Source organism: Parabacteroides timonensis (genome assembly GCF_900128505.1).
GTDB lineage: Bacteria > Bacteroidota > Bacteroidia > Bacteroidales > Tannerellaceae > Parabacteroides > Parabacteroides timonensis.
The window spans coordinates 724,430-750,298 of the sequence record NZ_LT669940.1; the positions used below are offsets into that span (position 1 = coordinate 724,430).

At 42.9% G+C, this 25,869-nt stretch carries 18 protein-coding genes and 1 tRNA gene; 5 read left to right on the forward strand and 14 right to left on the reverse strand.

Translation table 11 applies throughout. The annotated features are described in order from the left end of the window. Nucleotides 1-38 precede the first annotated feature (38 nt). The 8 genes from BQ7394_RS03640 to BQ7394_RS03675 all read right to left on the reverse strand — a co-directional run bounded on the left by BQ7394_RS03640 (nucleotide 39) and on the right by BQ7394_RS03675 (nucleotide 5,220). The gene (locus tag BQ7394_RS03640; RefSeq protein ID WP_075556121.1) at nucleotides 39-506 is read right to left on the reverse strand and encodes an ExbD/TolR family protein; all 468 of its coding nucleotides are present in this window, start codon (nucleotides 504-506) and stop codon (nucleotides 39-41) included. Next, complete coding sequence (locus tag BQ7394_RS03645; RefSeq protein WP_075556122.1) at nucleotides 506-1,099, reverse strand: biopolymer transporter ExbD; 594 nt, start codon at nucleotides 1,097-1,099, stop codon at nucleotides 506-508. The genes BQ7394_RS03640 and BQ7394_RS03645 overlap by 1 nt, the downstream gene beginning before the upstream one ends. A 38-nt stretch (nucleotides 1,100-1,137) precedes the next feature. Continuing rightward, entirely contained in the window at nucleotides 1,138-1,611 is a 474-nt protein-coding gene (locus tag BQ7394_RS03650; protein WP_075556123.1) for a hypothetical protein, read from the reverse strand. Between the two features lie 9 nt (nucleotides 1,612-1,620). Further along, entirely contained in the window at nucleotides 1,621-2,367 is a 747-nt protein-coding gene (locus BQ7394_RS03655) for a MotA/TolQ/ExbB proton channel family protein (protein ID WP_075556124.1), read from the reverse strand. 80 nt (nucleotides 2,368-2,447) lie between these two features. Further along, a tRNA-Ser gene (locus BQ7394_RS03660) sits at nucleotides 2,448-2,535 on the reverse strand. A gap of 150 nt (nucleotides 2,536-2,685) precedes the next feature. Next, the gene (locus BQ7394_RS03665; protein ID WP_075556125.1) at nucleotides 2,686-3,471 is read right to left on the reverse strand and encodes a TatD family hydrolase; all 786 of its coding nucleotides are present in this window, start codon (nucleotides 3,469-3,471) and stop codon (nucleotides 2,686-2,688) included. A gap of 4 nt (nucleotides 3,472-3,475) precedes the next feature. Beyond that, complete coding sequence (locus tag BQ7394_RS03670; RefSeq protein ID WP_075556126.1) at nucleotides 3,476-4,450, reverse strand: polyprenyl synthetase family protein; 975 nt, start codon at nucleotides 4,448-4,450, stop codon at nucleotides 3,476-3,478. Between the two features lie 80 nt (nucleotides 4,451-4,530). Next, nucleotides 4,531-5,220 (reverse strand): energy transducer TonB, encoded by a 690-nt coding sequence (locus BQ7394_RS03675; RefSeq protein ID WP_075556852.1) that lies wholly within the window; start codon nucleotides 5,218-5,220, stop codon nucleotides 4,531-4,533. A gap of 218 nt (nucleotides 5,221-5,438) precedes the next feature. Here BQ7394_RS03675 and porQ point away from each other — a divergent pair, with 218 nt between their 5' ends. The 4 genes from porQ (at nucleotide 5,439) to pfkA (ending at nucleotide 9,111) form a co-directional block, all read left to right on the forward strand. Beyond that, nucleotides 5,439-6,440, forward strand: coding sequence for a type IX secretion system protein PorQ (gene porQ / locus BQ7394_RS03680; RefSeq protein WP_075556127.1), 1,002 nt, complete (start codon nucleotides 5,439-5,441; stop codon nucleotides 6,438-6,440). A gap of 19 nt (nucleotides 6,441-6,459) precedes the next feature. After that, nucleotides 6,460-7,149, forward strand: a complete 690-nt coding sequence (gene cmk / locus BQ7394_RS03685; protein WP_075556128.1) for a (d)CMP kinase — start codon at nucleotides 6,460-6,462, stop codon at nucleotides 7,147-7,149. 12 nt (nucleotides 7,150-7,161) lie between these two features. Beyond that, nucleotides 7,162-8,034, forward strand: a complete 873-nt coding sequence (locus BQ7394_RS03690; RefSeq protein ID WP_075556129.1) for a 4-hydroxy-3-methylbut-2-enyl diphosphate reductase — start codon at nucleotides 7,162-7,164, stop codon at nucleotides 8,032-8,034. A gap of 96 nt (nucleotides 8,035-8,130) precedes the next feature. Continuing rightward, entirely contained in the window at nucleotides 8,131-9,111 is a 981-nt protein-coding gene (pfkA, locus tag BQ7394_RS03695) for a 6-phosphofructokinase (RefSeq protein ID WP_075556130.1), read from the forward strand. A 73-nt stretch (nucleotides 9,112-9,184) separates the two neighbouring features. On the opposite strand, the gene meaB is transcribed toward pfkA, so the two are convergent. From meaB to BQ7394_RS03725, 6 genes are all read right to left on the reverse strand, one after another. Then, complete coding sequence (gene meaB / locus BQ7394_RS03700) at nucleotides 9,185-10,279, reverse strand: methylmalonyl Co-A mutase-associated GTPase MeaB (protein WP_075556131.1); 1,095 nt, start codon at nucleotides 10,277-10,279, stop codon at nucleotides 9,185-9,187. A gap of 17 nt (nucleotides 10,280-10,296) precedes the next feature. Beyond that, a complete protein-coding gene (locus tag BQ7394_RS03705; protein ID WP_075556132.1) occupies nucleotides 10,297-11,409 on the reverse strand; it encodes a DUF1573 domain-containing protein in 1,113 nt (370 codons plus the stop codon). A 29-nt stretch (nucleotides 11,410-11,438) separates the two neighbouring features. Further along, nucleotides 11,439-11,816 carry a DUF1573 domain-containing protein gene (locus tag BQ7394_RS03710; protein ID WP_075556133.1) on the reverse strand — a complete coding sequence of 126 codons (378 nt, stop codon included), beginning with the start codon at nucleotides 11,814-11,816 and terminating at the stop codon, nucleotides 11,439-11,441. A gap of 155 nt (nucleotides 11,817-11,971) precedes the next feature. Then, nucleotides 11,972-17,629: an alpha-2-macroglobulin family protein gene (locus BQ7394_RS03715; protein WP_075556134.1), complete on the reverse strand. Its 5,658-nt coding sequence runs from the start codon at nucleotides 17,627-17,629 to the stop codon at nucleotides 11,972-11,974. 765 nt (nucleotides 17,630-18,394) lie between these two features. After that, entirely contained in the window at nucleotides 18,395-18,892 is a 498-nt protein-coding gene (locus BQ7394_RS03720) for a dihydrofolate reductase (protein WP_075556135.1), read from the reverse strand. 53 nt (nucleotides 18,893-18,945) lie between these two features. Continuing rightward, on the reverse strand, nucleotides 18,946-19,740 hold the full coding sequence (locus BQ7394_RS03725; RefSeq protein WP_075556136.1) for a thymidylate synthase: 795 nt from the start codon (nucleotides 19,738-19,740) through the stop codon (nucleotides 18,946-18,948). A 705-nt stretch (nucleotides 19,741-20,445) separates the two neighbouring features. Between BQ7394_RS03725 and BQ7394_RS03730 the strand changes: the two genes are divergently transcribed. Continuing rightward, on the forward strand, nucleotides 20,446-25,581 hold the full coding sequence (locus tag BQ7394_RS03730; protein WP_075556137.1) for a DUF6383 domain-containing protein: 5,136 nt from the start codon (nucleotides 20,446-20,448) through the stop codon (nucleotides 25,579-25,581). The last annotated feature ends 288 nt before the right edge of the window (nucleotides 25,582-25,869 follow it).

A 25,869-nucleotide genomic window follows, 5' to 3' on the forward strand; every position in this document is an offset into this window, starting at 1 on the left:
AACTTTTAGTCCTGCCTTTTTCTTTATTCTAGAATTAATTAATCCACCTTTTGTCTTGCAGAATAACTAATCTTTAATGCGTATGCTTCACGAAGCGCCTGTTTTACGTCTGTAATAACACCCATCTTGGTTTCTTTATCTGCCTTGATGGATACAGTCATAAACGGCTGGTCTTCCTCTTTCATACTTGACTTTTCCTGAGCGATGTAATCTTGAATCTCATCAACGTCTGCGATCTGATCGTTCAGCTGCAGACGAGTTTCAGAACCCATTTTTGCTCTCAGTTCCTGAGTCGGCTTACCAACATAAATGAATGTTACCAACGATTTCTTTTCCAACTTCTGAAGCTCTGTAGCCTGAGGAGCCTGGAATACAACCTTTAAAGTAACTTCACGCATAGATGTTACCATCATGATGAAGAACAAGAAGGCAAATACCAAGTCAGGTAATGATGAGGTATTTAATTCGGGCATTTCTCTTCCGCCCGCTTTACTAAATTTTCCCATTACTTTTTGTCTCCATAATTTTTAGGTTCTGCTTCTGATATCTTTTGCGGATAAATCATCTGCACAGCCTTTTGTTGTTCATCTTCCAAATCAGCAAACGCTTTACCGAATTTCTTTCTGGAAACATCGTCTCTCAGTTCGTTATAAGCTTTTGCCAATTCATTCTGGACATCAATATAAGCTTGATATTCGGTACCACGGTCATTCATCAATGAAATAACGTGATTTTTTGTTACCATCATTTTACCGTAGAACGGTACATCGACTTCAGTCTTTTCAGGCTTATGTTCGTCATTGTAAGGGTTCTCAATGAACTCTTTAACCTTGTCTTTCAATTGCTTAATATCGATGAACTGGTTGTCGCAGAGAATTTGGTTATTACTGTTGATCAGTACAACCAGGATGTTTCTCTTTTTAATATCCATTTCATCGTTTTTCTTCTGGTCTTTGGGTACAGGCGGCGGTAAACGTCTTGCCAAACCTTTATCTGTATCCATTGAGGTAGTAATAAGGAAGAAGATAAGCAACATGAAAGCAATATCGGCTGAAGAAGTCGCATTCATTGCGGGCACTTTTCTTTTTTTTCTTCCCATATCGCTTGAATTGTTTTATATCGTATTTCTTATTACTATTATCTATTAAGCATTCTCTTTACAGAACCGGCTGCAACAGCGATGATGATCAGGACCATCAAAATAACTGTAGAATAAATCCACATGTCTGTAACTTTCAGCCACAAAGGAATATTGTATGCCTGAGAATCTGCATTCAGACCTTTCAAAGGAGTTGCGTCTCCCATAGAATAAGTAATGAACAACATGGCTGCGAAGCAAACAACAACGACCAATGATGCTAATGCTGATTTAGGGCTAGTTTTCAGTAATGATGTAAACTGCCAGATCGCAAAAATCACTGTACTAACAATCGTAATGAAGAACAATACACTTGTCCAGTTGAGCAATAAGCCAGTATATATAGGCTCTTTCATTTCAACAGAAGGGTCTACAACGCCTCCTGCGTAGAACATACCCAATACAACAATACTGATAATAGATGTGAGCAGTAATGTCCAGCTGGATATTTTTCTTATTTTAGTAACTGCCATAATTCTGAATTATTTTTTGAATTTAAGGTTGTATTTGATAACCATATCAAGCAATGTAATAGAAGCATCTTCCATCTGGTTCAGGATAGCTTCCAGTTTGCTCAATAAATAGTTATAGAATACCTGAAGGATCAAAGCAACAACAAGACCACCTACTGTTGTGATCAAAGCCACTTTCATACCACCAGCAACAACCGTCGGGCTGATATCACCAACTTGTTCGATTTTATCGAACGCCATAACCATACCAACTACAGTACCCAAGAATCCTAATGACGGAGCCATAGCGATAAACAATGTGATCCAAGACATGTTCTTTTCCAAAAGACCACCCTGTACACCACCGTAAGAAACGATTGATTTTTCAACAACGTCGATACCCTGGTCAATTCTCATCAAACCTTGATATGCGATAGAAGCGATAGGACCTCTTGTGTCGCGAGCAATAGCTTTTGCACCTTCTACATCACCTTTGTCAAGTGCATCTTCGATACCTTTTAATAATTTGCTAGCATTAGTTTCAGCTAAGTTTAGATAAATAATTCTTTCAAGACAGAAAGCCAAACCGAAAATCAAAGCGATAGCAACCAAACTCATGAAGTCTGCACCACCCTCGATGAACTTAACTTTTAAAGCCTGGTACATACCACCTTCAACAACTTGTTCAGCTCCGGCTGCAGCGTCCTGCGCGAATGCTACGGTAGAGATTCCAAGGGCACATAAACCCATGAATGTTTTTGCAAAATACTTTTTCATTGTGTGTTTAATTTTTAAGATTAATAATTCTCTTATTTGTTTTTATTTTTGTTGTTAATAATATCCTCATGGTACCTAAGCGGAGAGAGCGGGATTCGAACCCGCGATACACTTTAGGCGTATACACGCTTTCCAGGCGTGCCTCTTCAACCACTCGAGCATCTCTCCAATTTTCAGCCTTTGTCTCCTCTAAAACGAGCGCAAAATACGAAAAAAATCGCATATCCAAACGTTTCAGTGCACAAATCTAAAGTTTTTGCTTGACATATACACAATATCTGACGGAATAAATTTGGTCTTCCAGCTGAAAAAGTCAAACTACGCATGTTTATTAGTAATTTTAAATAAATCCAGTGCGTTTTTTCTTGTTATTTCTACCGTTTCATCCAATGTAAGGCTATATGTGTCCGCTACCTTTTCTGCCGTTTTCCATATATATACGGGTTCATTTCGTTTCCCCCGATATGGTACAGGCGCCAGGTATGGAGCGTCAGTTTCGAGTACTATACTGTTAATGTCGGTAGATAAAATTGTCTCCGACAGTTTTGAATTTTTAAAGGTAATTACCCCGTTAATACCCAATTTGAATTTTTTCAATTTCTTAATTTCTTCCAGGTCTGTATTGGTACCTGTAAAACTGTGGAAAACTCCCTTCAGTTTGTCGGCTCCTACTTTATGGATACTTTCAAGAACTTCCGGGTAAGCCTCTCTTGTATGGATCGCAATCGGGAGATCGAGATCGATGCTCCATTTCAGTTGTTCTTCGAATACGATTTTCTGTTCTTTCAGGTATGTCTTATCCCAGTATAAGTCTATTCCGATCTCTCCAATACCACAATAAGGGCGTTTGCCGAGATAAGATTCCGTTTTTTTTAGCGTGTCAATATAGTGTTCGTCCACACTTGTCGGGTGCAATCCCATCATCGGATAGGCAAAATCGGGAAAACGGTCGCATAGGTCATGCATCCGTTCTACCGTTGTGAGATCGACATTCGGGAGAAGCAACGTATCGATACCTGATTTCAGGGCGGCATCAACCAGTGCATCTTGTTCCAGGTCGAATTCTTCCAGGTACAGATGGTTATGTGTATCTATTAAATTCATGTGATTAAGACTGGCGATACATTAAATGGTTACTTACTTCTTTTAATATAGTCAGTTTTTCCGGTAATACATTTAATGCGGAGAGATGTTCCATTGCTTTGTCGTAATATCCCTGCATTTTAGCCGTCGTGATATCTTTTAGATTTAATGTATTGTATATGGCGGTGATTGCCTTGATTTTCTCAGCAGGGTTGAAAGACTCTTTTCCGATCCAGTCTTTTAGGATTTGCTTTTGTTCCATGTTGGCGAGTTCAAAAGCATGTATCAGTAGGAATGTTTTCTTGTTGCAGATAATGTCTCCACCGATATTTTTACCGAATGTTGCTGTATCTCCATATACATCCAGCAGATCATCCTGCAATTGGAATGCGAGTCCGATGTTTATTCCGAACTCATAAAGATTCGTGGCATCTTCTTTGGATGCACCTCCCATGATAGCACCAGCTTTTAAGCTACAGGCAAGTAGAACAGCGGTTTTTAACCGGATCATTTCTATATATTCCGCTTCTGTAACATCTGTCCGTGATTCAAACTCCATATCATATTGCTGACCTCCGCATATCTCGAGTGCAGTGGCTGTGAACAGGTCGAACACTTCTTTCAGATGTTCCGGTTCGGTTTTTCCGATCAATTGATAAGCGGCTATCAACATTGCATCTCCCGAAAGGATTGCTGTGTTGTCATTCCATACCTTATGAACTGTCGGTTTGTTTCTTCTTTTGTCAGCCTTATCCATCAGGTCGTCATGCAATAGGGTAAAGTTGTGGAAAACTTCTATTCCCAATGCCGGGTTGATTGCGTTGTCTACATTTTCGCGGTATAAATTACAAGCCATTAATGCCAAAGCCGGACGGATCCTTTTTCCTCCCAATGACAGTATGTATTCGATCGGGTCGTATAAACTTTTAGGGGGATATTCGAAACTGAGTTGAGATATTTCGTTTTCTATTTTTTGCAGGATCTCGTTGAAAGATAACATATCGATATTGAATTATAGATAAGACAAAATAAAAAAAGGCTGCAAGTTTACAGCAGCCTTTTTAATATGTTTAGAAATTATTATTGTAATCTGAAAGTTACAGGTACTGTATATTTTACACGTACAGGTTTACCTCTCTGCTTACCAGGAGACCATTTGGGCATGCTATTGATCACACGCAAGGCTTCTTTATCCAAAGATGGGTCTACACCACGGATAACTTCTGCGTCTACAATAGAACCGTCACGGTTTACAACGAACGAACAAGTTACACGACCTTGAATACCGTTTTCCTGTGCAATAACCGGATACTTGATTGATTTTGCAAGGTATTTCAGCAATTCACCCTGTCCACCCGGGAATTCCGGCATTGTTTCTACGACTGTGAAGATCTGTTGAGCAGATTCTTCTTCTTCTTCCACAACTGCAGGTGCCACATAAGCTTCAACCTGTGCTGAAGTCTGGTCATCCTCAGATGAGATAAGATCCACTTGATCCAGTTCCACGTCGTCATCCACAATGTTCAGTTGTTCTACTGCAGCAGGTGCTGGTGGTGGGGGTGGTGGAGGAGGCGTATCCTCCGGTCTTGTAATTTCAATTTCCTCTTCAGCGATGATATCAGCGACGCCTTCTGTTTGGACTACCTGAATATCACGGGTTCCCCATTCAAACCCAACGAATAGAACGGCTAAGCCAACAACCATACCCATCAGGATACCGAGTGTTTTGCCCCCTTCTAAGTCCGCTTTCGGTGATTTCTTAATTTCCATACTCTTATAATGTTTAAATATGTGTTTTCCAGTACGCAAAAATACAAATTATTTTATATATCAATAGTAAACTGGGAAAAATACTTCTATATTTTCGTTTTTTTTTGAACCGAAAGAAAAATAACGGTGTTTATATACCTTTTTCCTGTTTTTTCCGTTTCTGTTTATGAAATATGTTACAACCGTATTTATATCTTTGTACGCATTTGTTGAAAAATATGAGAAATATATTAGCTGTATTGTTCCTTTCGTTCTTTATACAATCTGTCGCGGCACAAACCGGAGAGCAGGTGTTTACTTTTTTGAACTACCCTTCATCGACCAGGGCGAATGCTCTTGGAGGTCATACCGTGTCCCTGATAGAAAGAGATCCCTCCCTTATTTTTCATAACCCGGCTTTGCTTGGGGGGGAAATGGACGGTATGATAAACCTGAACTATATGAATTATATAGCAGACGTAAATGTTGGAAGTGCCCTGTTTACAAAAGCGTTCCGTGAACGTGGAGCCTGGGGGGTAGGAGTCAATTATTTCCATAACGGGAAGTTTATTGGGATGGATGAACATAATCAGCCGACTGCCGATTTTACGGCAAACGATATTGCTGTCAATGGTTTTTTCTCGTATGATTTATCGGAACGTTGGCGCGGAGGTGTTTCTATGAAGTTCCTCTATTCCAATTATGATATTTATACCTCGTTGGGACTTGCGGTGGATGCCGGGTTGAGTTATTATAATTCGGAAAAAGAGTTCTCTTTCGGGTTTGTGTTCAAAAATATAGGTGCACAGTTGAAACCCTATAATGATGACCGTCAGAAAATGCCTTGGGATATTCAGATGGGTATTTCAAAAAAGATGAATCATGCCCCTTTCCGCCTATCCGTTACAGCTATGCATCTGAATCGTTGGAAATTCGACTATCTGGATGAGACAGATCCCGATTATAAAGGTGATAACTTCGCCCAGGCATTGTTTAAGCATTTTGTATTCGGAGTAGATTATATACCCAGTGAGAATTTCTGGATTGGTGTCGGTTTTAATCCGAAGACAAAGATGGATATGAAGCTCCAAGGGGGAGGAAATGGGTTATCCGGTTTCTCGGCCGGTGCCGGCGTGAAGATCAAAATGTTCGACGTAGGTGTTTCTTTCGCCAAATATCATCCTTCAGCCATGTCGATGATGGTCAGCGTTTCTACTACACTGGCCGATTTTAAACCTTGAAAATATAATTAAAGTAAGAATGAAAAAGATAGTGATCGCCATCGATGGTGTTTCTTCAACAGGAAAAAGTACTATGGCAAAAGATCTCGCCAAAGAGATCGGTTATACATATATAGATACCGGAGCTATGTACCGGGCTGTAACATTATATTGTATTCAGCATAATCTGTTCAAAGGAGACCGGATCGATGAGGAAAAGCTCGAGGCGGCAATGAACGATATCCATATATCCCTTCGTTTCAATCCGGAAACCGGACGGCCTGATACTTACCTGAACGGTGTTAAAGTTGAAAAAGAAATACGCGGAATGGAAGTGGCAAATTGGGTCAGTCCTGTGGCCACGTTGGGATTTGTCCGTCGTGCCCTGGTTGCCATGCAGCAGGAGATGGGTAAAGAAAAAGGGATCATAATGGACGGGAGAGATATCGGAACTGTGGTTTTCCCAGATGCAGAACTGAAAATATATGTAACCGCCAGTCCGGAGGTCCGAGCGCAACGTCGTCTGGACGAACTGAAAGCTAAAGGGGAGGTTGCGTCTTATGAGGAAGTTCTTGAAAATGTGAAAACCCGCGATCATATCGATTCGACCCGTAAGGAAAGTCCCCTGCGTAAAGCAGACGATGCGTTAGTATTGGATAACTCGCGTATGACCATTGCTGAACAAAAAGCATGGCTGCTTGTTCAATATGAAAAAGCTATCTCTAAATAGGTAACAGTTACAATGATTGAAGTAGAAATAGATAAAGGCTCTGGCTTCTGCTTTGGGGTGGTGACAGCTATTGAAAGTGCAGAACGTGAACTCAACAATACCGATATATTATATTGTTTAGGAGATATCGTGCATAATAGCCTGGAGGTCGAGCGATTGCAGGCACATGGCTTGCGGACGATTGATCATAGCGAGTTCTCTACTTTGAAAGGTAAAAAAGTCTTGCTTCGTGCTCATGGAGAACCCCCTTCAACCTATGAAATTGCCCGGCAGAACGATATAACGATCGTCGATGCCACTTGTCCGGTAGTTCTTCAATTACAACGTAAAATACATAAATGTTACCAGGAAACCCGTATCAACAATACGCAACTGGTCATATACGGAAAGAAAGGACACGCCGAAGTGAACGGACTTGTCGGACAGACGGAAGGAACCGCCATTGTCGTGGAAAAGATCGAAGACCTGGATCGTCTGGATTTTAACCGAGATATCTGCCTGTTCTCCCAGACCACCAAGTCGCTCGACGGTTTTCGTAAAGTAGTGAAAGAGATAGAACAGCGTAGAGCAGAAAATGTCCGCTTTGAATATCACGATACCATCTGTCGCCAGGTAGCCAATCGTCTTCCCAATATCAAAACTTTTGCATCCGGCCATGATTGGGTCTATTTTGTTGCCGGGAAGAAAAGTTCGAACGGAAAGATGTTGCTGGAGGAATGTCGTAAGGCAAATCCTAACACGATCTTCATTTCGGAAGTGAAGGAGATTACCGAACCGCTTCCGGCCGGAGTACGCCGGGTAGGCGTTTGTGGGGCCACATCCACTCCGAAATGGTTGATGGAAGAGGTGGCTGTCCGTATTCAGGAACTGAATGCCGGGCGTTGATAGAATGATTAAGATTTCATTAAGTTTCAGAGAAAATGAAAGAATGTTGGCAAATAATTATTATTTTTGCCGCGAATAATATAAAATAAAGACGCTATGTCTACTATTAAATGTATTGGCATTTTAACGTCCGGAGGTGATGCTCCCGGAATGAACGCTGCCATCCGTGCAGTGACGCGTTCCGCTATTTATAACGGGATTAGGGTTAAAGGTATTTTTCGAGGCTACAGAGGATTGATCACAGGTGAAATTGAAGAATTCAAGACTCAGAATGTAAGTAACATTATCCAGCGTGGTGGAACAATATTGAAAACAGCTCGTTGTATGGAGTTCAAAACTCCTGAAGGCCGTAAGCAGGCATACGATAAGTTGGTGGAAGAAGGTATCGATGCATTGATCGCAATCGGTGGGGACGGTACATTGACCGGTGCCCGCATATTTGCACAGGAATTCAATTATCCGATAGTCGGTGTTCCGGGTACGATCGATAACGACCTGTATGGTACGGATGTTACGATCGGATACGACACAGCCCTGAATACTATCATGGAATGTGTGGATAAGATTCGCGATACAGCTACCTCCCACGATCGTTTGTTCTTTATCGAAGTGATGGGACGAGATGCAGGTTTCCTTGCATTGAACGGTGCGATTGCTTCAGGTGCAGAAGCTGCGATCATCCCGGAAATATCTATGGAGAAGGACCAGTTGGCGGAAATGATCGAAAATGGTTTCCGTAAATCAAAAAACAGTAGTATCGTACTGGTTGCCGAAAGTGAAGTAACCGGCGGTGCGATGGGTGTGGCCGAACGTGTAAAGAATGAATATCCCCAGTTCGATGTTCGTGTCTCTATCTTGGGACACTTGCAGCGTGGTGGATCGCCTACGGCACAAGACCGTATCCTGGCAACCCGTATGGGAGTCGGAGCTGTCGATGCGTTACTGGACGATCAGCGTAACGTGATGATGGGTATACAGAATGACCAGATCGTATACGTGCCGTTCTCCAAGGCTATTAAGAATGATAAACCGATCAACCGTGATTTATTGAATACACTTCGTGTGTCTTCCATCTAAACATGAGTTGTCAGAAATAAATAAACCCCGCCGGATAGCAATCTGGCGGGGTTTATTCGTTTTAGGCTATACCTTATTTCTTCGATAAATTGTCCAGGAATAAATCCATCATCCGTTTAGCTGCGACAAACGAGCTGATCTCGTTGTTCAACACCTGTTGCTCTGTCGGTATCAGCATGCCTTCAACGGCGGGATTATGATAGAATGTTTCACGTAATGTATCGTTGATACTTTCATACATCCAGTACTTGGCCTGTTCATTCCGTTTGTAATTGAAGTAGCCGTTTTTCTTGGTAAACTCCATGTATTCGCCTACCATATCCCAGATTTCCTTGATTCCGATGTTGTAATAACCTGAGTAGGTCAATACTTTGGGGAACCATCCGGAATCTGCGGGCGGGAAAAGATGCAGGGCATTTCTGAACTGTGCAGCCGCCAGATTCGCTTTGTCGATATTATCGCCGTCTGCTTTATTGATAATGATACCGTCTGCCATCTCCATGATACCACGTTTGATACCTTGCAGTTCGTCCCCTGTTCCTGCCAGTTGGATAAGTAGGAAGAAGTCGACCATTGAATGTACGGCCGTTTCGCTTTGTCCGACACCTACTGTTTCTACGAATACGGTATCAAAACCGGCAGCTTCACACAAAACTATCGTTTCACGTGTTTTACGTGCCACACCACCCAGTGAACCTGCCGATGGCGAAGGGCGGATGAACGCGTCTTTTTCGCGTGACAAAGCTTCCATACGGGTCTTATCTCCCAGGATACTACCTTTGGAGCGTTCGCTACTCGGGTCGATGGCCAGTACGGCCAACTTACGTCCTTCTTTGATCAGATGCATGCCGAAAACATCGATGGAGGTACTCTTTCCTGCACCGGGTACTCCGGTAATACCGATACGAACCGATTTTCCGGCAAAAGGAAGACATTTTTCGATGATTTCCTGAGCTAATTGCTGATGCTCATATTTAGCACTTTCAACCAAGGTCACAGCCTGGCTGAGGATAGTTATATTTCCTTTCAGTATCCCTTCTACAAATTCGGAAGGGGTATATGCTTTACGTTGAGGTCTTTTGAGATACGGGTTTACAGTCGGTACGTCGGCTACTCCCTTGTTTACCTTTAATCCTCTGTAAAGATCGTCGTTTTCGGGATGTTCCATGTTTAATTGACAATTTATTATTTCTCAGCTGTTACTTTTATAAGGCGGACAGGGCCGTTCGGGTCATTGCATACCACATTGATAAGCGCTTCCAGTTTTGTCTTGATTTCTCGTGGACGAACCGAAATCTTATAGGTAGCAGTCGTTCCCGGTTTAATTTCTTTTTTGCCTCCGGAGATATCCACCAATTCATTATCGCAGCTGATGCTGTGGATAAGAAGCGGTGACTTTCCGGTATTGGTAATGTCGACAGTTCCGGTCACTTTACCTCCGATCAGAGGAATAAAACCACCTTTCTCCGGTAATTTCCCGAAGTCGAGTAAAGTACCCGATAGCTGTGCAACAGGAGCCTGTGCCTTTTCTGCAGCCGATAATTTTCCAAAGTTATCAATTATATTGGCTGCTACATGCACTTTTCCTGAAATTTCTTTTTGTCCTATGCTTTCAATCGTTAAAGGTATCTCAGTTGTAACCCGTCCTTTTCTTTTGGTAGCCTTGGCATCCATCAATAAAGTAATTTCGCCGACTTCATCCGGTGCCAGTTGGGCAGGACGAATTTCTACGGTCAGGAAGTTTGGTACTTTACCCTGATGGATCGTAAGAGTTGTTTTTCCTTCGTTCTTCACACTGATCTTTTCCCCTAATGTTTCATCCGGACGGATACTACTGTACAGAACCGTTTTGGTCTGCATCTTCAGATCGCCGATGGAATAAGGGTAAATAAATGTAGGCTGAAGCGGTTTCGGTGTTACGTTTCCTTTGATAGCCAGCGTATAGCTGCCTTTTTTACCATTGCTGAATATTGAGATCGTTTTGTAGAACGGGCCAGGACGTCCTTTGGGATTATAGGTCACTTTTACGTTTCCGGTCTTTCCCGGGGCGATGGGTTCTTTTGTCCATTCCGGTTGTGTGCAGCCACAAGAAGCTGTGATACGAGTGATGACCAGCGGACCGTCTCCCGTATTTTTAATAACAAAAGTATGACTGGCCAATCCATCCGCTTCGGCGATAGTACCGAAGTTGTAGGTCAGTTCGTCTGCACTTATCTGAGCTCCGTTCTGTGCCGCTATATTAGCTGTTATCAGGAATAGGCAGCATAGAATAAAGCCCAGTCTTTTCATATTCAGCATTCTTTGTTTTTAGTTTAGCTTGTTGTAAATTAAATTACCTCTCCCCGTATAGTCAGGATGTAACTTCCGGTTTTGCCGTTGCTGTAAACTGAAATCGTTTTGGAGAACGGTCCGGGACGTCCTTTCGGATCGTATGTTATTTTAATATCTCCGGTCTGACCGGGAGCGATCGGTTCTTTTGTCCATTCGGGGGTTGTACATCCGCAGGAAGCAATTACGCGAGTGATTACCAGCGGAGCTTCGCCTGTATTTTTAACTACAAATGTAGTAGATACTTTTCCATCGGCTTCTTTAATTTGTGCAAAGTCGTGAGAAGTTTGTTCTGCAGAAATAACTGCTTTTTTCTGAGCAGAAGCCATTCCTGTAGCAAGCAGGATTGCCATAAAAATAAAAATAATCTGTTTCATTTTACTTTTTATTTAGCTATTGTTTATTTTACAAAGATAGAGATTTAGAATTGAAAATCGGGAATTGAAGATCGAAATTTACAATCGGTGGATAGACTGTTTGTCTGTCTATCATGATATTCAATCTCTCATTTTCAATCCCCGACTTTCTATGTTTACTTAACCAGGATTGTCTCGCTTTCCGTATGCGAAACAAATTCGGGAGCGTACAGGCATTGAATTGTACTGATTCCACCTGCATATTCTCCTGTACGTGTTACGTAAACCGGATATTCGATAACGAAGGTTCCTACCGGCAGACGGTTAAAGAAGAAGTTCTCCGATACGTCTGTCGGTGACTGGTAATACATTACTCCGTCTCTGAATTTCGTTCCTGAAATCTGGTCGGCCGGTTCGAAACATCCTGCCCGTAAGTCTTTCAGGAATACATAATCCATTTCACGATCCGTGCGGATAGTCAGGCGTACTACTACTTTGTCGCCTATGCGAAGTTTACCGTCGGTTACCGGCTGTATCTGCAGGCCGGTGCCGCTATTGCTTTCGATGAACAATTTCTTTTCAACGTTGAGTACCCCCTTCTGTTTATCTACCTTATTTATATTTTCGAAGTACTGTTCGTAAACGGCTCCCCAGGCAGGTACATTTCCTTCCTTTCGGATGGAAACGGAATTGCTTCCGGAAGAAATTTCTTTTCCGTCCAGTACGACCTTCAGATAACCGGTTGCCGTTTCACCTTCGGCTGTGCTGTATGTTTTACCTCCCCAGTCGACGGTACAGGTATTGTTATCATTCAGCCAGTCACTTCCGGTCAATAATAGGGCGTAGATCGCATTCAGTGTAGCAGGAACCGACTCCCAGTTCTGAGTACGTTTCTGGTTCAATAACCATTGCTTCATGCGGTCGGTATCTTTAGAGTCCGGCGATAAAGTATTGAATACTTTCATCAACAGACAATGCGTATCGATCGGGGAGATAAAGAAACCGTTCTCTCTCCGGTTGTTCGCCCAATACATGCCCTGTTCGGTAGAGATGGTAGCTGTTTTACGCAACCAGGCAAGTATCTCGCTGGCCACTTCCTTTTTACCGTTCCGGTGCATTAATAGGGCAATTTCTCCTTTACCGTAAAGGTTCTGTTTATTCCATGTTTTTTCAGCCTGTGTCGTGTAGAAACGAATCGCTTCGCGGGCCTCACCCTGTTCAGGTATATCCCGGTAAGAGCTACGGACGAATAAGAATTCCAGTTGCAATGAGTTCGGTGAACTGGCCTGCCACTTCTTATCGACTTGTTGCAGGCGTTCGTAATCCGATTGCATCTGTTTGTCCAGATACCTGAGTGCCTTCATCTGCATCTCTTTTTCTTCTTGTCCGTATTGAACGGCACCCAGTTCTACCAATTGTGACATTCCTTTCAGGATATGCAGTGTGATCTCGCGGCTGGGATAGAAGCCTTTGAACCATCCCCATGCGCCGTCTTCATTCTGTTGCTTCAACAGTTGTTGCAAAGCCAGTTCGCGTTGCTGGGCAGCACGATTCAGGTCGAACAACAAGGATAACCGTTGTTTCTGCTCTGTTTCGTTGTCGGCAGCCAGTACCCACGGCGTTTCTTGAAGCAGGATATTTTTCAGTTCCTGGTTCTTTTCCAGGTTTGAATACAGGGTTGAAGCTGTTCCTCCCTGGGCCTTCCACTGGCTGATCACTTTCTGTATGCGCGGATTGGCAGTAGCGATATAGTTAGCCAGTGTGTTGCTGTAATACGAAGCGAACCATGAAATGATATTATCGTTGGCCGGCTGCGTTAACGTCGGCAGGGCCTGTACGGCATACCAGATCGGGTTGGCTGTCAGTTCCAGTGTCATACTGAACGGCTTACGGGTTCCGGAGGGTTGATTGCCGGATAACCGGATCTGCTTTTCGTTTTCTCCCATCAGGTAGAACGGCGTGCTTTCCGTAACAAGCAACTGGTTCGATAGGACTGGGATCAGGTGTTGTTCGCCATCGCTGCCTGAATCCGAGTCGGCTACGATACGTATTCCGATCAGGTTGGTTGTTTCCGGCACGCGGAATGTCCATGAAGCTGTCGTAATACTGTCGGCAGCCAGTGTGAATGTTTTCTGCGACTTGGTTAAACAGATAATTGGCTGATCGGTTGCCGGATCAAATAATTCGAGGCTTACTCGTCCAGAGATAGATTCCTTTGAATTGTTTATCACCTGTGTATTGACAGACACTTCGTCACCCTGGCGCATGAAGCGCGGGAGATTCGGCACGACCATCAACGGCTTACTGCTGATCACTTCTTTTGTCAACAGACCGTATTTCATATCGGATGTGTTAGCCACAGCGTGGAACTTCCAGGTCGTATTGCTTTCCGGTAAAGTGAATTGCAGCTCTATATCACCTTCTTTGTTCGTCAAGAGGGCAGGGTAGAAGAATGCTGTTTCATTAAAGTTCTCCCTTACCTGTAACATTGTTTCCTGCGGTGTATCCGCTGCGCCTTCATCCGCTTTCTGCGACTGTGATACAACTGCATTTTCTTCCAGTACACCTCCGGTAATCGTTGCGGCATCATCCGATGCATATTCAACAGACAGGGATTCTGCCATCATCGGGGCAGCCGACGATTTCATCATGATACCTCCGCCATAAGCTCTACGGTTTCTGAAATCCATAATGCCTTGCCAGTTCAAGCGGTCATACTGATAATCAGGTATATTAATACGATCAGGTCTTCCGGCATCATACATCATTTTCTGATCCATACCGGTTCCTGCATTAAAGAATGGAATGTTCAGGTAAACAGAACGTTCCGGATTGAAGTACCAGCTGAACGGTAAAATCTTATCCAGTGAGGCGTCGTACATGCTTGCCAGTACCTCTGCACTAACGGGAACGGAATCAGCATCCAGTATGCGGAATTTCCAGGTTTCCTGGCTACCCGGCAGCAGACGGTCGCGGAAGGTCGTCGGTTTAATAGTCAGACGGCGGTCCGGTTGCTGGCGTTTGATTTGCGACTGGGTGGTGTACAACTTTCCGTTCTTTACGAAGGTGAAGCTGGCAACAATACCTTTTCCATAGCTTTCCAGGAATGGGATACGGAAAAGATGGTTCTCATTGTTTAATACCAACCGTTTACGTGAAATACATTTGCCATCCTGATACAATTCATAAAGGATATAGGCATCCTTTTCGGACGAGCCGAATAATATTTTGGCTTCTTCGCCTGGCAGGCAATCGAGTTTTTCGTTTACAATCCAGAGCGGTTTGATTATCGGAGGCCTTTTATCGTGCAGGCTATATAGGATAAAATCTTTTTGTGCAGTTGCAGGCCGGCCTTTCGAATCTTTCACTTCCAGCTTGATACGGTAATGGCCGGACGGTAATTGCTTGAAAGCCTCGTTGTCGATCGCTTTACCCGAAGTGAAACGACCGGTTTTTATTAATTCCTCTTTATAGTTATCTTCTCCACGTTGGGATACTTTATCTGTTTTACTTAATTTATAGATTGTATAATTCCCCTCTATGGATAGTTTTTCACCATTCAGAGTTTGTGCCGATACGATTATATTGGCGGAGTCTTTATTTATTTCCAAAGGTATTATGCTAGAGTCCAAAACGATACTGCTCTCTCCCACCTGGAAAGTATAGGTTGCTTCCTGTGTTTCTCCGTTGCTGTCGGTCAGTGTTGCTGTTACCATATAGCTTTGGTAGGGGAAGAAGTTATATGGCTCGGTTGTCTTTTCCGGTGTGAAGCTGAACGAGAACTTTCCATCGCTGTTAATAGTCGTTTTTCCTTCCGCTACTTGCTCGTTGGAAGTGTGAATGTAATAGCTGCGCATCCAGAAAGGCTGCTTGTTAATACGGTAAGTCACTTCTCCGCTTTGCAGGGAAACGCCGGAGAAAGTCTGTGCTTTCCCTTCGATCGTCACCTGGTCGCCGAAAGAAATATCTCCTTTGACAGGCAATAGCTCGACAAAGAAAGTCGGGCGTTTGTATTCTTCCACACGTACGCTGGTGCTGGTATACTCGGTGGAAAGGGTGAACATTCCGCTAAGAGTCTGCTGAGGCAATGTAAATTCGCCGTTGAAAGAACCGAATTTGTCGGTCTTCAACTCTTTGGTTGCCACTTCTTTCCAATTGGCATCCCGTAAAGTGATCTTATAGGTTTCTCCTTCTACGGCGTATGGTGTTTCTGTATCGTTGACATAAGCTATACCTTTAAAGTAGAGGTTTTGTCCCGGACGATACAATCCCCGGTCGGTGAACAGAGCCAGTTGCGGACGGGCTTTTGTTTTATTTTGAATGATCTGTCCGCCCGGATAAACAAGTGTCAGCATTGAATAAATATCTTCGCGGTGCGTAGCCTGATAACCCATCAATTCGCTTTGGCGGGGAAGAACGGCTAATCCGTCACGGTCTGTTTTCACTGTTCCCTGCTTCTGCAGATTGTTGCGTTTCCCGGAATAGTAAACGACGGCAGCATCGCTTATCGGTTTTCCACTCAGGTAGTCTGTTACCAGAACTTCTGTGGAACCGTTGGTCATATTACGTGAAACACTGGCCAGACGACTCACGCTGAACAGGTTGTTGGTCTTTATCTGCGTACCGGGAACCGTAATGATACATTCGTACAATCCCATATCTCCCATCGGGATAACAAGGCTTGTGTCCGACTCTGTGTATGTGTTGGGCTGCGATAAAGAGAAAGTAACCTCTTTAACGAGTGCACCGAGTGCCTGGCTGGTGTCTTTTACATTATAATAGGTTGTCTGCAAAGGTGTTTTCAGACTTTTGTATATACTAACGGTGATCTTGGGGATATTCCTGTAATTTACTTTCAGGTTCAGTTCTTTTCCCGGATAGATTGTATTCTCTGTATTGACGCGTAACAGCGGATTTTGCATTTCCGCCAACCGGTTCTTTAATAGGCCGATCCGTTCGTAGTTCGGGAAACGGGCAATAGTTTCCTTACAAATATTGTATTCTATTGTATTAAGGGAATCCTGTTTTGCCGGGTTGTTATAGTCGCCGGCAGACGTCAGTGCATTTAACCGGGCGGCAACGATTTCTACTGAGTAATCCTTATCGGCATACACTTTCTGCAAGCTATCGAGGGCAGACTGATAGGGAACTCTATCCTTTTCCTGATAAAGGGAAGGATATTTGAACGAAAGGTAATCAAGGGTGGTAAGTACCACTGTCTTTTTATCCGGTTGCGTATTCAGATAAGCGATCAGTTCTTCGTATATCTCTGTCGAAGGAGCAATATCCAGGGCACGGAATGCCAGGAAATCATACAGGGTAGGGCGAAGGGCCGGAGTATCTTTCCCTGTTTCAAGGATTGCCTTGAATTCGGATACGGGTGTTTGCTTCAAGAGGCCGGCCGGTTGCAGCGAAACATTTAGTTCCTCTTTAATCTTTTGGATGAAGAGATTGGAAGTCCATTCGCGGATATCTTCCGGAACGTAACCGACCAGGTCGGTCCGTTGGTTGATCTTCCACCGGTTCTGTATGTAATAGCGGTTGTACATTTCAGCCACCATCGAATGGAGTACGGCTGTCGAGGCCGGCTCTTTGCATTCGGCTGCATAGTTTTCCACTTCTTTAATAAGCGCAGGAAAGTCGTCCTCGTTCACTTCGAGTTGCTCTTTCATCCGGCTGATCAAAGCTTTGATCAGTTGCGGTGTGTTCTTACCTTGAATGGCTTCGGTAATCATTTTGCTTTCATTTTTCGATTGTGCCGCTGTCGTATACATGATAGTTGCTGACAAACAGCAGAGTATCAATGCGGAAACAATAATAGCTTTTATCTTCATATCTGTAATGGGTTTACATGTTAAACAACGTTCTTTGCTATATAGATACAAAGAAAGGCTAAAAAGATGTAAACCTATTGTTAATAAGGTGTAATAGTTGAGGTCGGCAAATATATAAAAAAAGGTGTGCTGCAAATACTTTATGCAACACACCTTATTCTTTAGGCTATAAACGTCTTGGTGGTTACATCAATCGGACTACCGTTAACTGTCAACTGAAAAAGGTGAAACCTTTTTCTAAATTGGCATACAGTAGAAGAAACCCTTGCACCTTTTAAATGTTAACAAAGGAGGAGTTAAGTGTTAAGTTACGATTTTCTGTCTCTACCCTGTACACCCTGGCTGATTATCCTGTACACCCTGCCGAACCACCCTGTACACCCTGTTCGGATACCCTGTACAGGGTAGATTTAATGAGTCGGGACTTTTGTCTTAGTTTCTCCTGACTTAACGCTTGGTAGCTAACCTCTTAACGCTTAATGGCCGACCTCTTAACGGGCAGTCTTTTCTGCCAACAGCATGACAGATGACAAACGCCATTGCAAATAAAAAGGATGTTTGCAATGCTTTTACCTATTGTATATGTGCGTGTTATATCGATATATGACAAATGACAAATACTTTTCTGAAACTTTATGTAGAAAGTGAGATTGCCTTCATCTTTCAGCTATGAATGCAAAAAAGGAAATGGGTTCATATAGTATATCGCATAATATCAGGTAATTATGCTACTATATGAACCCATGAACCCAAAAAGGGTAAAAATTATTTCTTACGGTGATAAGTAAGGAACGTATACGGATAAGCATGTTTAGCGTCAGCCGGGAATTCTTGGCGTTCCACTTCTTCCCACATATCCCAGTTTACCACAGGGAAGAATGTGTCGGCATCCTTAAATTCTCCATGTACGCGTGTGATGTACATCTTATCTGCTATACGCAATGCCTGGCGATAAACCAATGCACCCCCCAGGATGAATATTTCATCTTCTTTCTCGCAGATATCTAATGCTGCACCCATTGATTCGCAAGCGAAACAATTTACAAATCCTGCTTCCGGCAAAGTAGTCAGGACTACATTTTTGCGGTTGGGAAGCGGCCCTTTCGGCAACGACTCAAATGTCTTACGTCCCATGATCACGGCGTGTCCTGTCGTCAAATCTTTAAAACGTCTCATATCGGCTGGCAGACGCCACAACAATTTATTGTTTTTACCGATAGCGTTGTTTTCTGCTATGGCAGCGATGATTGAAATTGTACTCATAAACTTATCGATTTATATAGTCTGTTTATATTCTATTACTGGTTGCCGAACCCTCAGACCGCCACTTCTCCTTTGATGTGCGGATGCGGGTCGTAACCGGTCAGATTGAAGTCTTCGTATTTAAAGTCGAAGATACTTTTTACATCCGGATTGATCTCCATCCGGGGAAGGGGACGCGGCTCACGGGTAAGCTGCAACTTTACCTGTTCGAGATGATTGCTGTATATATGTGCATCACCCAGCGTGTGAACGAAATCACCGGCAATAAGTCCTGTGGCTTGTGCCATCATTTGTAAAAGTAAAGCGTAGGAAGCGATGTTAAAAGGAACACCGAGGAATATATCGGCACTGCGCTGATACATTTGCAGACTCAGGCGTCCGTTCGCTACATAAAATTGAAAGAAAGCATGACATGGCGGAAGGTTCATGTTGTCGAGGTCGCCCACATTCCAGGCACTGACAATGATCCTCCGTGAGTCGGGATTGTGTTTGATTGTCTCGACGGCTTCGCTGATCTGGTCGATAGAACCGCCTTTGTAGTCTGGCCACGAGCGCCACTGGAATCCATAGATATGCCCCAGGTTGCCGTCGGTATCCGCCCATTCATTCCAGATACGTACACCATGATCCTGCAGGTACTTTGCATTCGTATCTCCCTGTAAGAACCAGAGCAGTTCGTATATGATAGACTTCAGATGTAGCTTCTTGGTCGTAAGGAGAGGAAATCCCTCTTCCAGATTGAATCGCATTTGGTGGCCAAAGATACTTTGTGTACCCGTTCCTGTGCGGTCTTCCTTCCTGACTCCTTCGGCTAATACGCGATCGAGCAATTCTAAATACTGTTTCATTTTTATCTTTCTAGTAGAATACAAAAGTACGAAAGGGATTTGTATTAAACAACAGGTAATTTGTAAAACGATCTGTTTCAGCCTGCTGGTGGTTTGAAATTGAAAGGGTGTGAAGGCTATGATTATATAAATCCTATAAATATTAAAATATGCGACCGGAAGGATAGGTAAATTTTGGATATGAATTTATTAATATTAAAGTACGTGTACGTTATTATATGGGCGTTTTAGCAACTGGCGATATACCGGTTTTTTCCTATTTAACAAATATTCCTGATTGCCTGTATGCTTTGATAATTATCTGAGGAACTGTGATTTGGACTGACTAAAAAAAACGTTCCTTTTTTTCGTTCAGCAAAAATACGCATTCCTTTTGAACCTGCAACTCTTTTCAGAACTTTTTTCACTTTCCTATCTGCTTTCTTATCAATACGATATAGAAATAAGGACCAAATAGCCACTTCTTGTTACAAAAGTAAAAGAATCTTAAACGAGTGACTAGAAAAAAGGAACGTTTTAGCTCGTCAAATCGGCAATCGACGAGTAAAAAGGATGCCGATATACAGGCATTTAACAGTTCCGTTAAAATGCTTTTTCTTGTTTCCTAAGGGGTTAGGCGGCTGAAATAAGCGTAGAGAGGCTAAATGAGAGAGAAATAATCAATTTGAGTATAGATCATAATTTTATTAATTAAATGTTTTACGTATGAGAAAAAGTACTTTGGTAAAAGGCGGGTCGGCCGCTCTTTTATGTGCTATGGCTTTTTATGGCTTGTCTCCGATGCTGAATGCAGCAGACCCGGACTATGCCAATATTAAGGCTAAGTGGTATGAAGCAGTGAACACTGAAAGCGTGTGGAATGATGAGACGGACCTTATTGAAGGCTCGATTCATTTGAAACCGATCGACAAGGTGAACGTTCACGATCATTGGGATGCTAATTCGACTTCTTACGGCAACTATGAGTCGATGATCGACTTCACAAAAATGAATGCAGGTTTGATGAACGGTGTTTTCGTAACCTTCTTCAATCTGGATGCAAGTGATGTTCCTAATTATCTGAAGCCTTTCACCGGAAAGTATCTGGAGATGGCTTATTCGGATATTAAGAATCACGAAGAAATGAATACGGCCGAATATCTGAAATTTACAGATGACAAAGGCAATACCGGATTAGGTATTTATCAGAATCAGACTGCCAGTTCACGTGTAGACTTCCTGTATAGCACAAAAGGTTTGACAGGTGTTGAAAGCGTTGAAATGGATATTCGTGCTTTTGGTAATACAGACCTGGTAAACCGTAAGATCGACTGGACGTATGACGTATATGTTTATGATCTGTCAGGAGAGCTTGTTGGTCAGATGGTTAGCGACCGTGCAATTTTTACAGCTAATAACCATGAAATAGCAACAGCCCATACGCATCATATTAAAGCGCATGTTTCTGATGCCGATAATACGAATCCTGGTTCATGGCAGCAGGGCTCTTTGGACAACAAGATGATTATTGTTATGTTCAGAGGTGCTAAATCGGTTGCTGATGATGCAGTTGAATCTACAGGTTCAAAGAACACAGAACCGTTGACAGTATTCACAAATGCAAGATTGGCGTTCAATCGTCCGAGCGTTGCTTTCGGTGCTGCAAATACAAAGATATTTGAAGCTGGTGCCGGACGTAATACTTCTTGCGCTACCGATACATTGACAACAACAGTAGATCTGTGGAATACATTGTATAAGGACAGCAAGTCAAACAATGTGTATACTGCAACCTTTAATGGTACAGGCGGTTTATCTCGTGACTTACTTTATACAGTAGATGAAACTCAGGCTCCGAAAGAAGAACTGGCATACTACGAGTTGAACGTTGAGTATCCGTTTATCGCTGAAAAGATGGAAATTTCAAAAGAAGCTAATCTGGCTGAAGTAGAAGGTTGGGTTTCTTTGGATGAGATGTTTGATGACGGTAAGATCGGTAGAGAAGGTACACCGGGCGTAAGTAAGAAAGTTACTTATCTGATCCCTCGTGAATTCTTCGTTCAGACAGATGCTACTGACGATCGCGATTGCAAATCAAGCGCTCGTTTCACTTATTTCTTCGCTCCGCAGGAAGTAAAAGCATTTGAAAAATCTAACTATATCTGGTCTACAATCACAGCTGAAGCTTCAGATACAGCTCGTTATGCACTTCAGGCTACTTCTGTTCCTGAATATGACGAATTGAACGATCTGTTCTTCGACGAATATCTGGATTTTAAGACTGCTAAAGTTAGCTTCAAGAATCTTCCTTATTTCAATTCATTCGACAACGGTCGTAATATGGATGAAATGCATTATGGTGAATTATTGCTGGTTAACCAGACAAAAGCTCCGAAGCATTCAACAGGGCGTTATGATGACGACGTGAATATCAAGGGTTGGAAGATCGTCTTTATTAATGATCAGAATAAGAAAGACTCTACTTATGTACCGGGACGTTATCTGCCGATGACAGTTCAGGGACATAGCTATACTGATTATGCTGCATGGTTGGAAGAACATGGTTGTCCTGAATGCTGCATTGAAGATGAACCGGAAGTGGTTGGTACTCATGCAACAGTAAAAGTAATCGATTGCTCAGGTAATATCTATCCGAACATCGTTAGCGTTAACGCTATCTTCAAATATCACCGTGGTGATGTAAACATCGGTGACGACGAGTCTAAATATGTAAATGAAACATATACTATCAATCCGGCTCTGACTTACGATGCTTCTATCGCAAGATATTTTGAAAATGGAGAAGTATTGGCTAATACGACTTATACTTACACCGGTCAGGATCTGATGGATAAGGTAGGTGGTGCAGTTTATTCAGGTCCGATCAAGATCTTCGGTAACAATACATTCGTATGGTTCCAGGATACTGACCAGTCTCTGTTAAGCCACGCTATGGGCGTTCTTAGCTCTGAATTCCTGAAATATTTCGAACGTATCGACCGCAAAGATTTCTTCTTCGCTCCTTACGACGAATGGGATAACTACAAATATGAGTCAAGACCTCACACTGTTAAGATCTTCGCAACAGGTTTGAAACCGGATGTTGCTGGTGGTACGGTTGCTTCTATCAAGGTATTCAAAGAACAGTTCTCTAAAGGCGAAAGCTTTGACGATGCAGTTTATCATACAAATGCGTTCATGTTCACAGGTGCAAGCCTTGATTTCGCAAAAGTATATGTAAAGAAAGGTACTAAAGAAGTGCCAATCGAAGAATATACCGGAGCTACATGGGGTAAATTTATCGGTATGTCTGTTGGCGATACTTTGATTTATAAGGTAGACCTGGATGACGATTATGCGGTACAGTACGTAGAAGAAAACGGTCTTGATATGACTGTTAAATATGTACCTTACAACGACGTGAACCTGCTTCCGATCGCTAAAGAATATTGGGATTATTGCTGCTTCGAAGGTACGCCTAACGTATTCAATCACGTAGCTCAGTTCGGTGTAACTATATCTAACAAGAAGGGTTGGAACGAATTCTATACATTCGGTACTACCGACAGAGGTTTGACAACTACAATGAACGCAGATAAGATCATCGGTTCATATACAAGCTTCTATTCATTCCTGACTCAGCAATTCGGTTCTTGCAACGACTGCGGTAGTGGCGGTTATCCGAATGCAAACTATAGTAGTAGCATAGGTGGCTCTGAAGGCAACTGGGTTCCTGCTCCGAACCTGATCTATAACGAAATCTTCCGTAAGGATTACAAGACTCGTTATGTAAATACTTGCTATCCGGTACGCGACGGTCAGTTCATCATCTCCGGTTTGAACATTACTGAGCCGGTTGATATGGATGTATTCTCTAACAAGAAAGGTGCTTTCGATTATGAAGTAACAGTTCTTGCCGACCTGAATGGCGAACCTTATGGTAAGGTTGATACAGTAGGTACGACAGTTCAGATCTCTCCGAACAAATACGGTGAAGTATTGGCTCTTGTTTCTGCTAAGTTCGATCCGAAAGATCGCGATGGCATTGCAATGACTATCGATACAATCACAAGTGGTTCTGAAAAGGGTATGTGGGCTCGCTACTATGCGAAAGATTCTATCCGTCTGGCTCCGCAACAGCATGCTTCTGACGTTGAAAGATGGAACCGCGTATACTTCTTCGATCTGGATGATTACAAACATAATCTGACATTCGAAGATGAAAAGTGGAAACACTTCGGTATCTGGGCTCCTTACGGTGTTAATATTACCGATACGCTGACAGCTACTATCAAGGGTGACGTGAAAGTTCCTGAAGTATGGTATAGCTCTGACGCAGCAGGTAAGAACAAGATCGAAGCATTCCAGTTCGGTGTTGTAAATGGTGGCGCTTCTAAAGACTCGGTATTCTATATCCAGGGTCGTGACCTGCCTCATTACGGTACTACTGTGAACGATACGGATCCTAAGGTAGAACAGGAAATCAATGTATTGAGCGCTTCTGACTTGTTCACATTCGGAACAAACAAAGCGAAAGAAGTGAAACTGTTCATCCGCGAAAAATCTATGGAACTGGCTGCTACGGCTGCTGATGCTCCTTACGAATTCAAGGGTAATGCAGGTGACCTAGTGAATAATGTTCTTCGTGGTGACGTAGCTGCTAAGATCGATGTTCGTGCAACTCCGAACGTAGAAGATCTGTGCGACGTAGAAAATGCACTGTCTCTGTCGGCTGTATGTGACGTTCAGAAGAATCTGCCGTTGGCATTCACTGCCGGTCTTGAAATGCCATATATCAAAGATATGGAACCGGGTGACGTAGGTGGTAGCGATGCTCGCATCAAATGGACTGCAACTCCGGGCGCTCAGTACTATCAGGTAGCTGTAGGTCGCTTCACTCCGAAGTACACTTCTGAAGATGTATTCATGTCTGAAGTACGTGCTGACGATGCAAGCAAAACTATCTGGGTTGAATTGTTCAACGCAACAGGCGATGTTATTCACCGTGATAACAAAGTTAACTACTGGTTGGAAGTAACTAAAGAATATACTGATGCTGCAGGTAAACCTCAGAAAGAGATAACTAAGGTAAGTGTAGACAACTTCGAACTGCAGGGTAATACTCAACCGATCGACAGAAACTGGGGTTACGCTCCGATTGCCCACCAGATGGACAACATGGAACTGACAACAGATATCACGAAACCGGTTAAATATACAATCCGCCTGATGGAAGGATTCCAGACCGACGAACACCAGATCGACATTTATCTGTTCGATACTCCTGCAACATGGATGGTTAGAAAGCCGGTACAGGGAATGCCTATCAACGGTGGTGCATTTAACACAGGTGACTGGAGAACTGAAGTAGGTTCATTACCTACCGCATATTACGAATGGCAGGATGATATCAACTTCGACGGTGAAGAATCGTACAAAGTTGCTCCGACATCCACATCGATAGCTGTTCATCACCTGATCCCGCAGACAGCTTACACAGCACGTGTTCGTGCATTCAATGAGTGTGTCGGTGGTGAAGAAATGATTCCGTCAGAAGACTTCTATGACTTCGCAACATCTAAGACTGCTACCGGTACTGGTGACATCTACTTCGATGATGCTGATGAACATAATCCGGTTTCTAACGAATTCATCGATACAAATGCTGTAAGAGTTCTTGGTGGCCAGGGTAAGGTAACGATCCTGAATGCTTCTAACAAGAAAGTAATTATCAGCAATGTATTAGGTCAGACTATTGCTAACTCACTGGTTGATTCTGATAATGTTACATTCGACACTCCTGCTGGAATCGTAGTTGTAACTATCGAAGGTGAAACAGCTGTTAAGGCAATCGTTAAGTAAGACAATGAATAACTATTGATATAAAGAAGTTTATAATCAATAATTTCTAATAACCGCGTGGCGGATGTAGAGACGTTGCTTGCAGCGTCTCTACCTAACACCAACTAACCTGCGAAGGCGAAAAGGCGGGTATTAATACTAAAGTAATGAAATATAAATTCTTCCGCCTTAGCTCTGTGAAGAATGAAAGCGGATACAAACCCTGGCGGAGTCTATTTGTCAGGGTTTGTATTATGTTTTATGCAGACTTGGTTATAAGCACTTACTGTCTATTGATTGAAGTATAAA

What these genes read in the sequence shown, in the direction of transcription:
- BQ7394_RS03665 (WP_075556125.1), bottom strand. Translation starts at nt 3,471, where the DNA reads ATGAATTTAATAGATACACATAACCATCTGTACCTGGAAGAATTCGAC.
- BQ7394_RS03730 (WP_075556137.1), top strand. Translation starts at nt 20,446, where the DNA reads ATGAGAAAAAGTACTTTGGTAAAAGGCGGGTCGGCCGCTCTTTTATGT.
- BQ7394_RS03715 (WP_075556134.1), bottom strand. Translation starts at nt 17,629, where the DNA reads ATGAAGATAAAAGCTATTATTGTTTCCGCATTGATACTCTGCTGTTTG.
- BQ7394_RS03645 (WP_075556122.1), bottom strand. Translation starts at nt 1,099, where the DNA reads ATGGGAAGAAAAAAAAGAAAAGTGCCCGCAATGAATGCGACTTCTTCA.
- BQ7394_RS03705 (WP_075556132.1), bottom strand. Translation starts at nt 11,409, where the DNA reads ATGCTGAATATGAAAAGACTGGGCTTTATTCTATGCTGCCTATTCCTG.
- BQ7394_RS03655 (WP_075556124.1), bottom strand. Translation starts at nt 2,367, where the DNA reads ATGAAAAAGTATTTTGCAAAAACATTCATGGGTTTATGTGCCCTTGGA.
- meaB (WP_075556131.1), bottom strand. Translation starts at nt 10,279, where the DNA reads ATGGAACATCCCGAAAACGACGATCTTTACAGAGGATTAAAGGTAAAC.
- BQ7394_RS03640 (WP_075556121.1), bottom strand. Translation starts at nt 506, where the DNA reads ATGGGAAAATTTAGTAAAGCGGGCGGAAGAGAAATGCCCGAATTAAAT.
- porQ (WP_075556127.1), top strand. Translation starts at nt 5,439, where the DNA reads ATGAGAAATATATTAGCTGTATTGTTCCTTTCGTTCTTTATACAATCT.
- BQ7394_RS03710 (WP_075556133.1), bottom strand. Translation starts at nt 11,816, where the DNA reads ATGAAACAGATTATTTTTATTTTTATGGCAATCCTGCTTGCTACAGGA.
- BQ7394_RS03650 (WP_075556123.1), bottom strand. Translation starts at nt 1,611, where the DNA reads ATGGCAGTTACTAAAATAAGAAAAATATCCAGCTGGACATTACTGCTC.
- pfkA (WP_075556130.1), top strand. Translation starts at nt 8,131, where the DNA reads ATGTCTACTATTAAATGTATTGGCATTTTAACGTCCGGAGGTGATGCT.
- cmk (WP_075556128.1), top strand. Translation starts at nt 6,460, where the DNA reads ATGAAAAAGATAGTGATCGCCATCGATGGTGTTTCTTCAACAGGAAAA.
- BQ7394_RS03690 (WP_075556129.1), top strand. Translation starts at nt 7,162, where the DNA reads ATGATTGAAGTAGAAATAGATAAAGGCTCTGGCTTCTGCTTTGGGGTG.
- BQ7394_RS03725 (WP_075556136.1), bottom strand. Translation starts at nt 19,740, where the DNA reads ATGAAACAGTATTTAGAATTGCTCGATCGCGTATTAGCCGAAGGAGTC.
- BQ7394_RS03670 (WP_075556126.1), bottom strand. Translation starts at nt 4,450, where the DNA reads ATGTTATCTTTCAACGAGATCCTGCAAAAAATAGAAAACGAAATATCT.
- BQ7394_RS03720 (WP_075556135.1), bottom strand. Translation starts at nt 18,892, where the DNA reads ATGAGTACAATTTCAATCATCGCTGCCATAGCAGAAAACAACGCTATC.
- BQ7394_RS03675 (WP_075556852.1), bottom strand. Translation starts at nt 5,220, where the DNA reads ATGGAAATTAAGAAATCACCGAAAGCGGACTTAGAAGGGGGCAAAACA.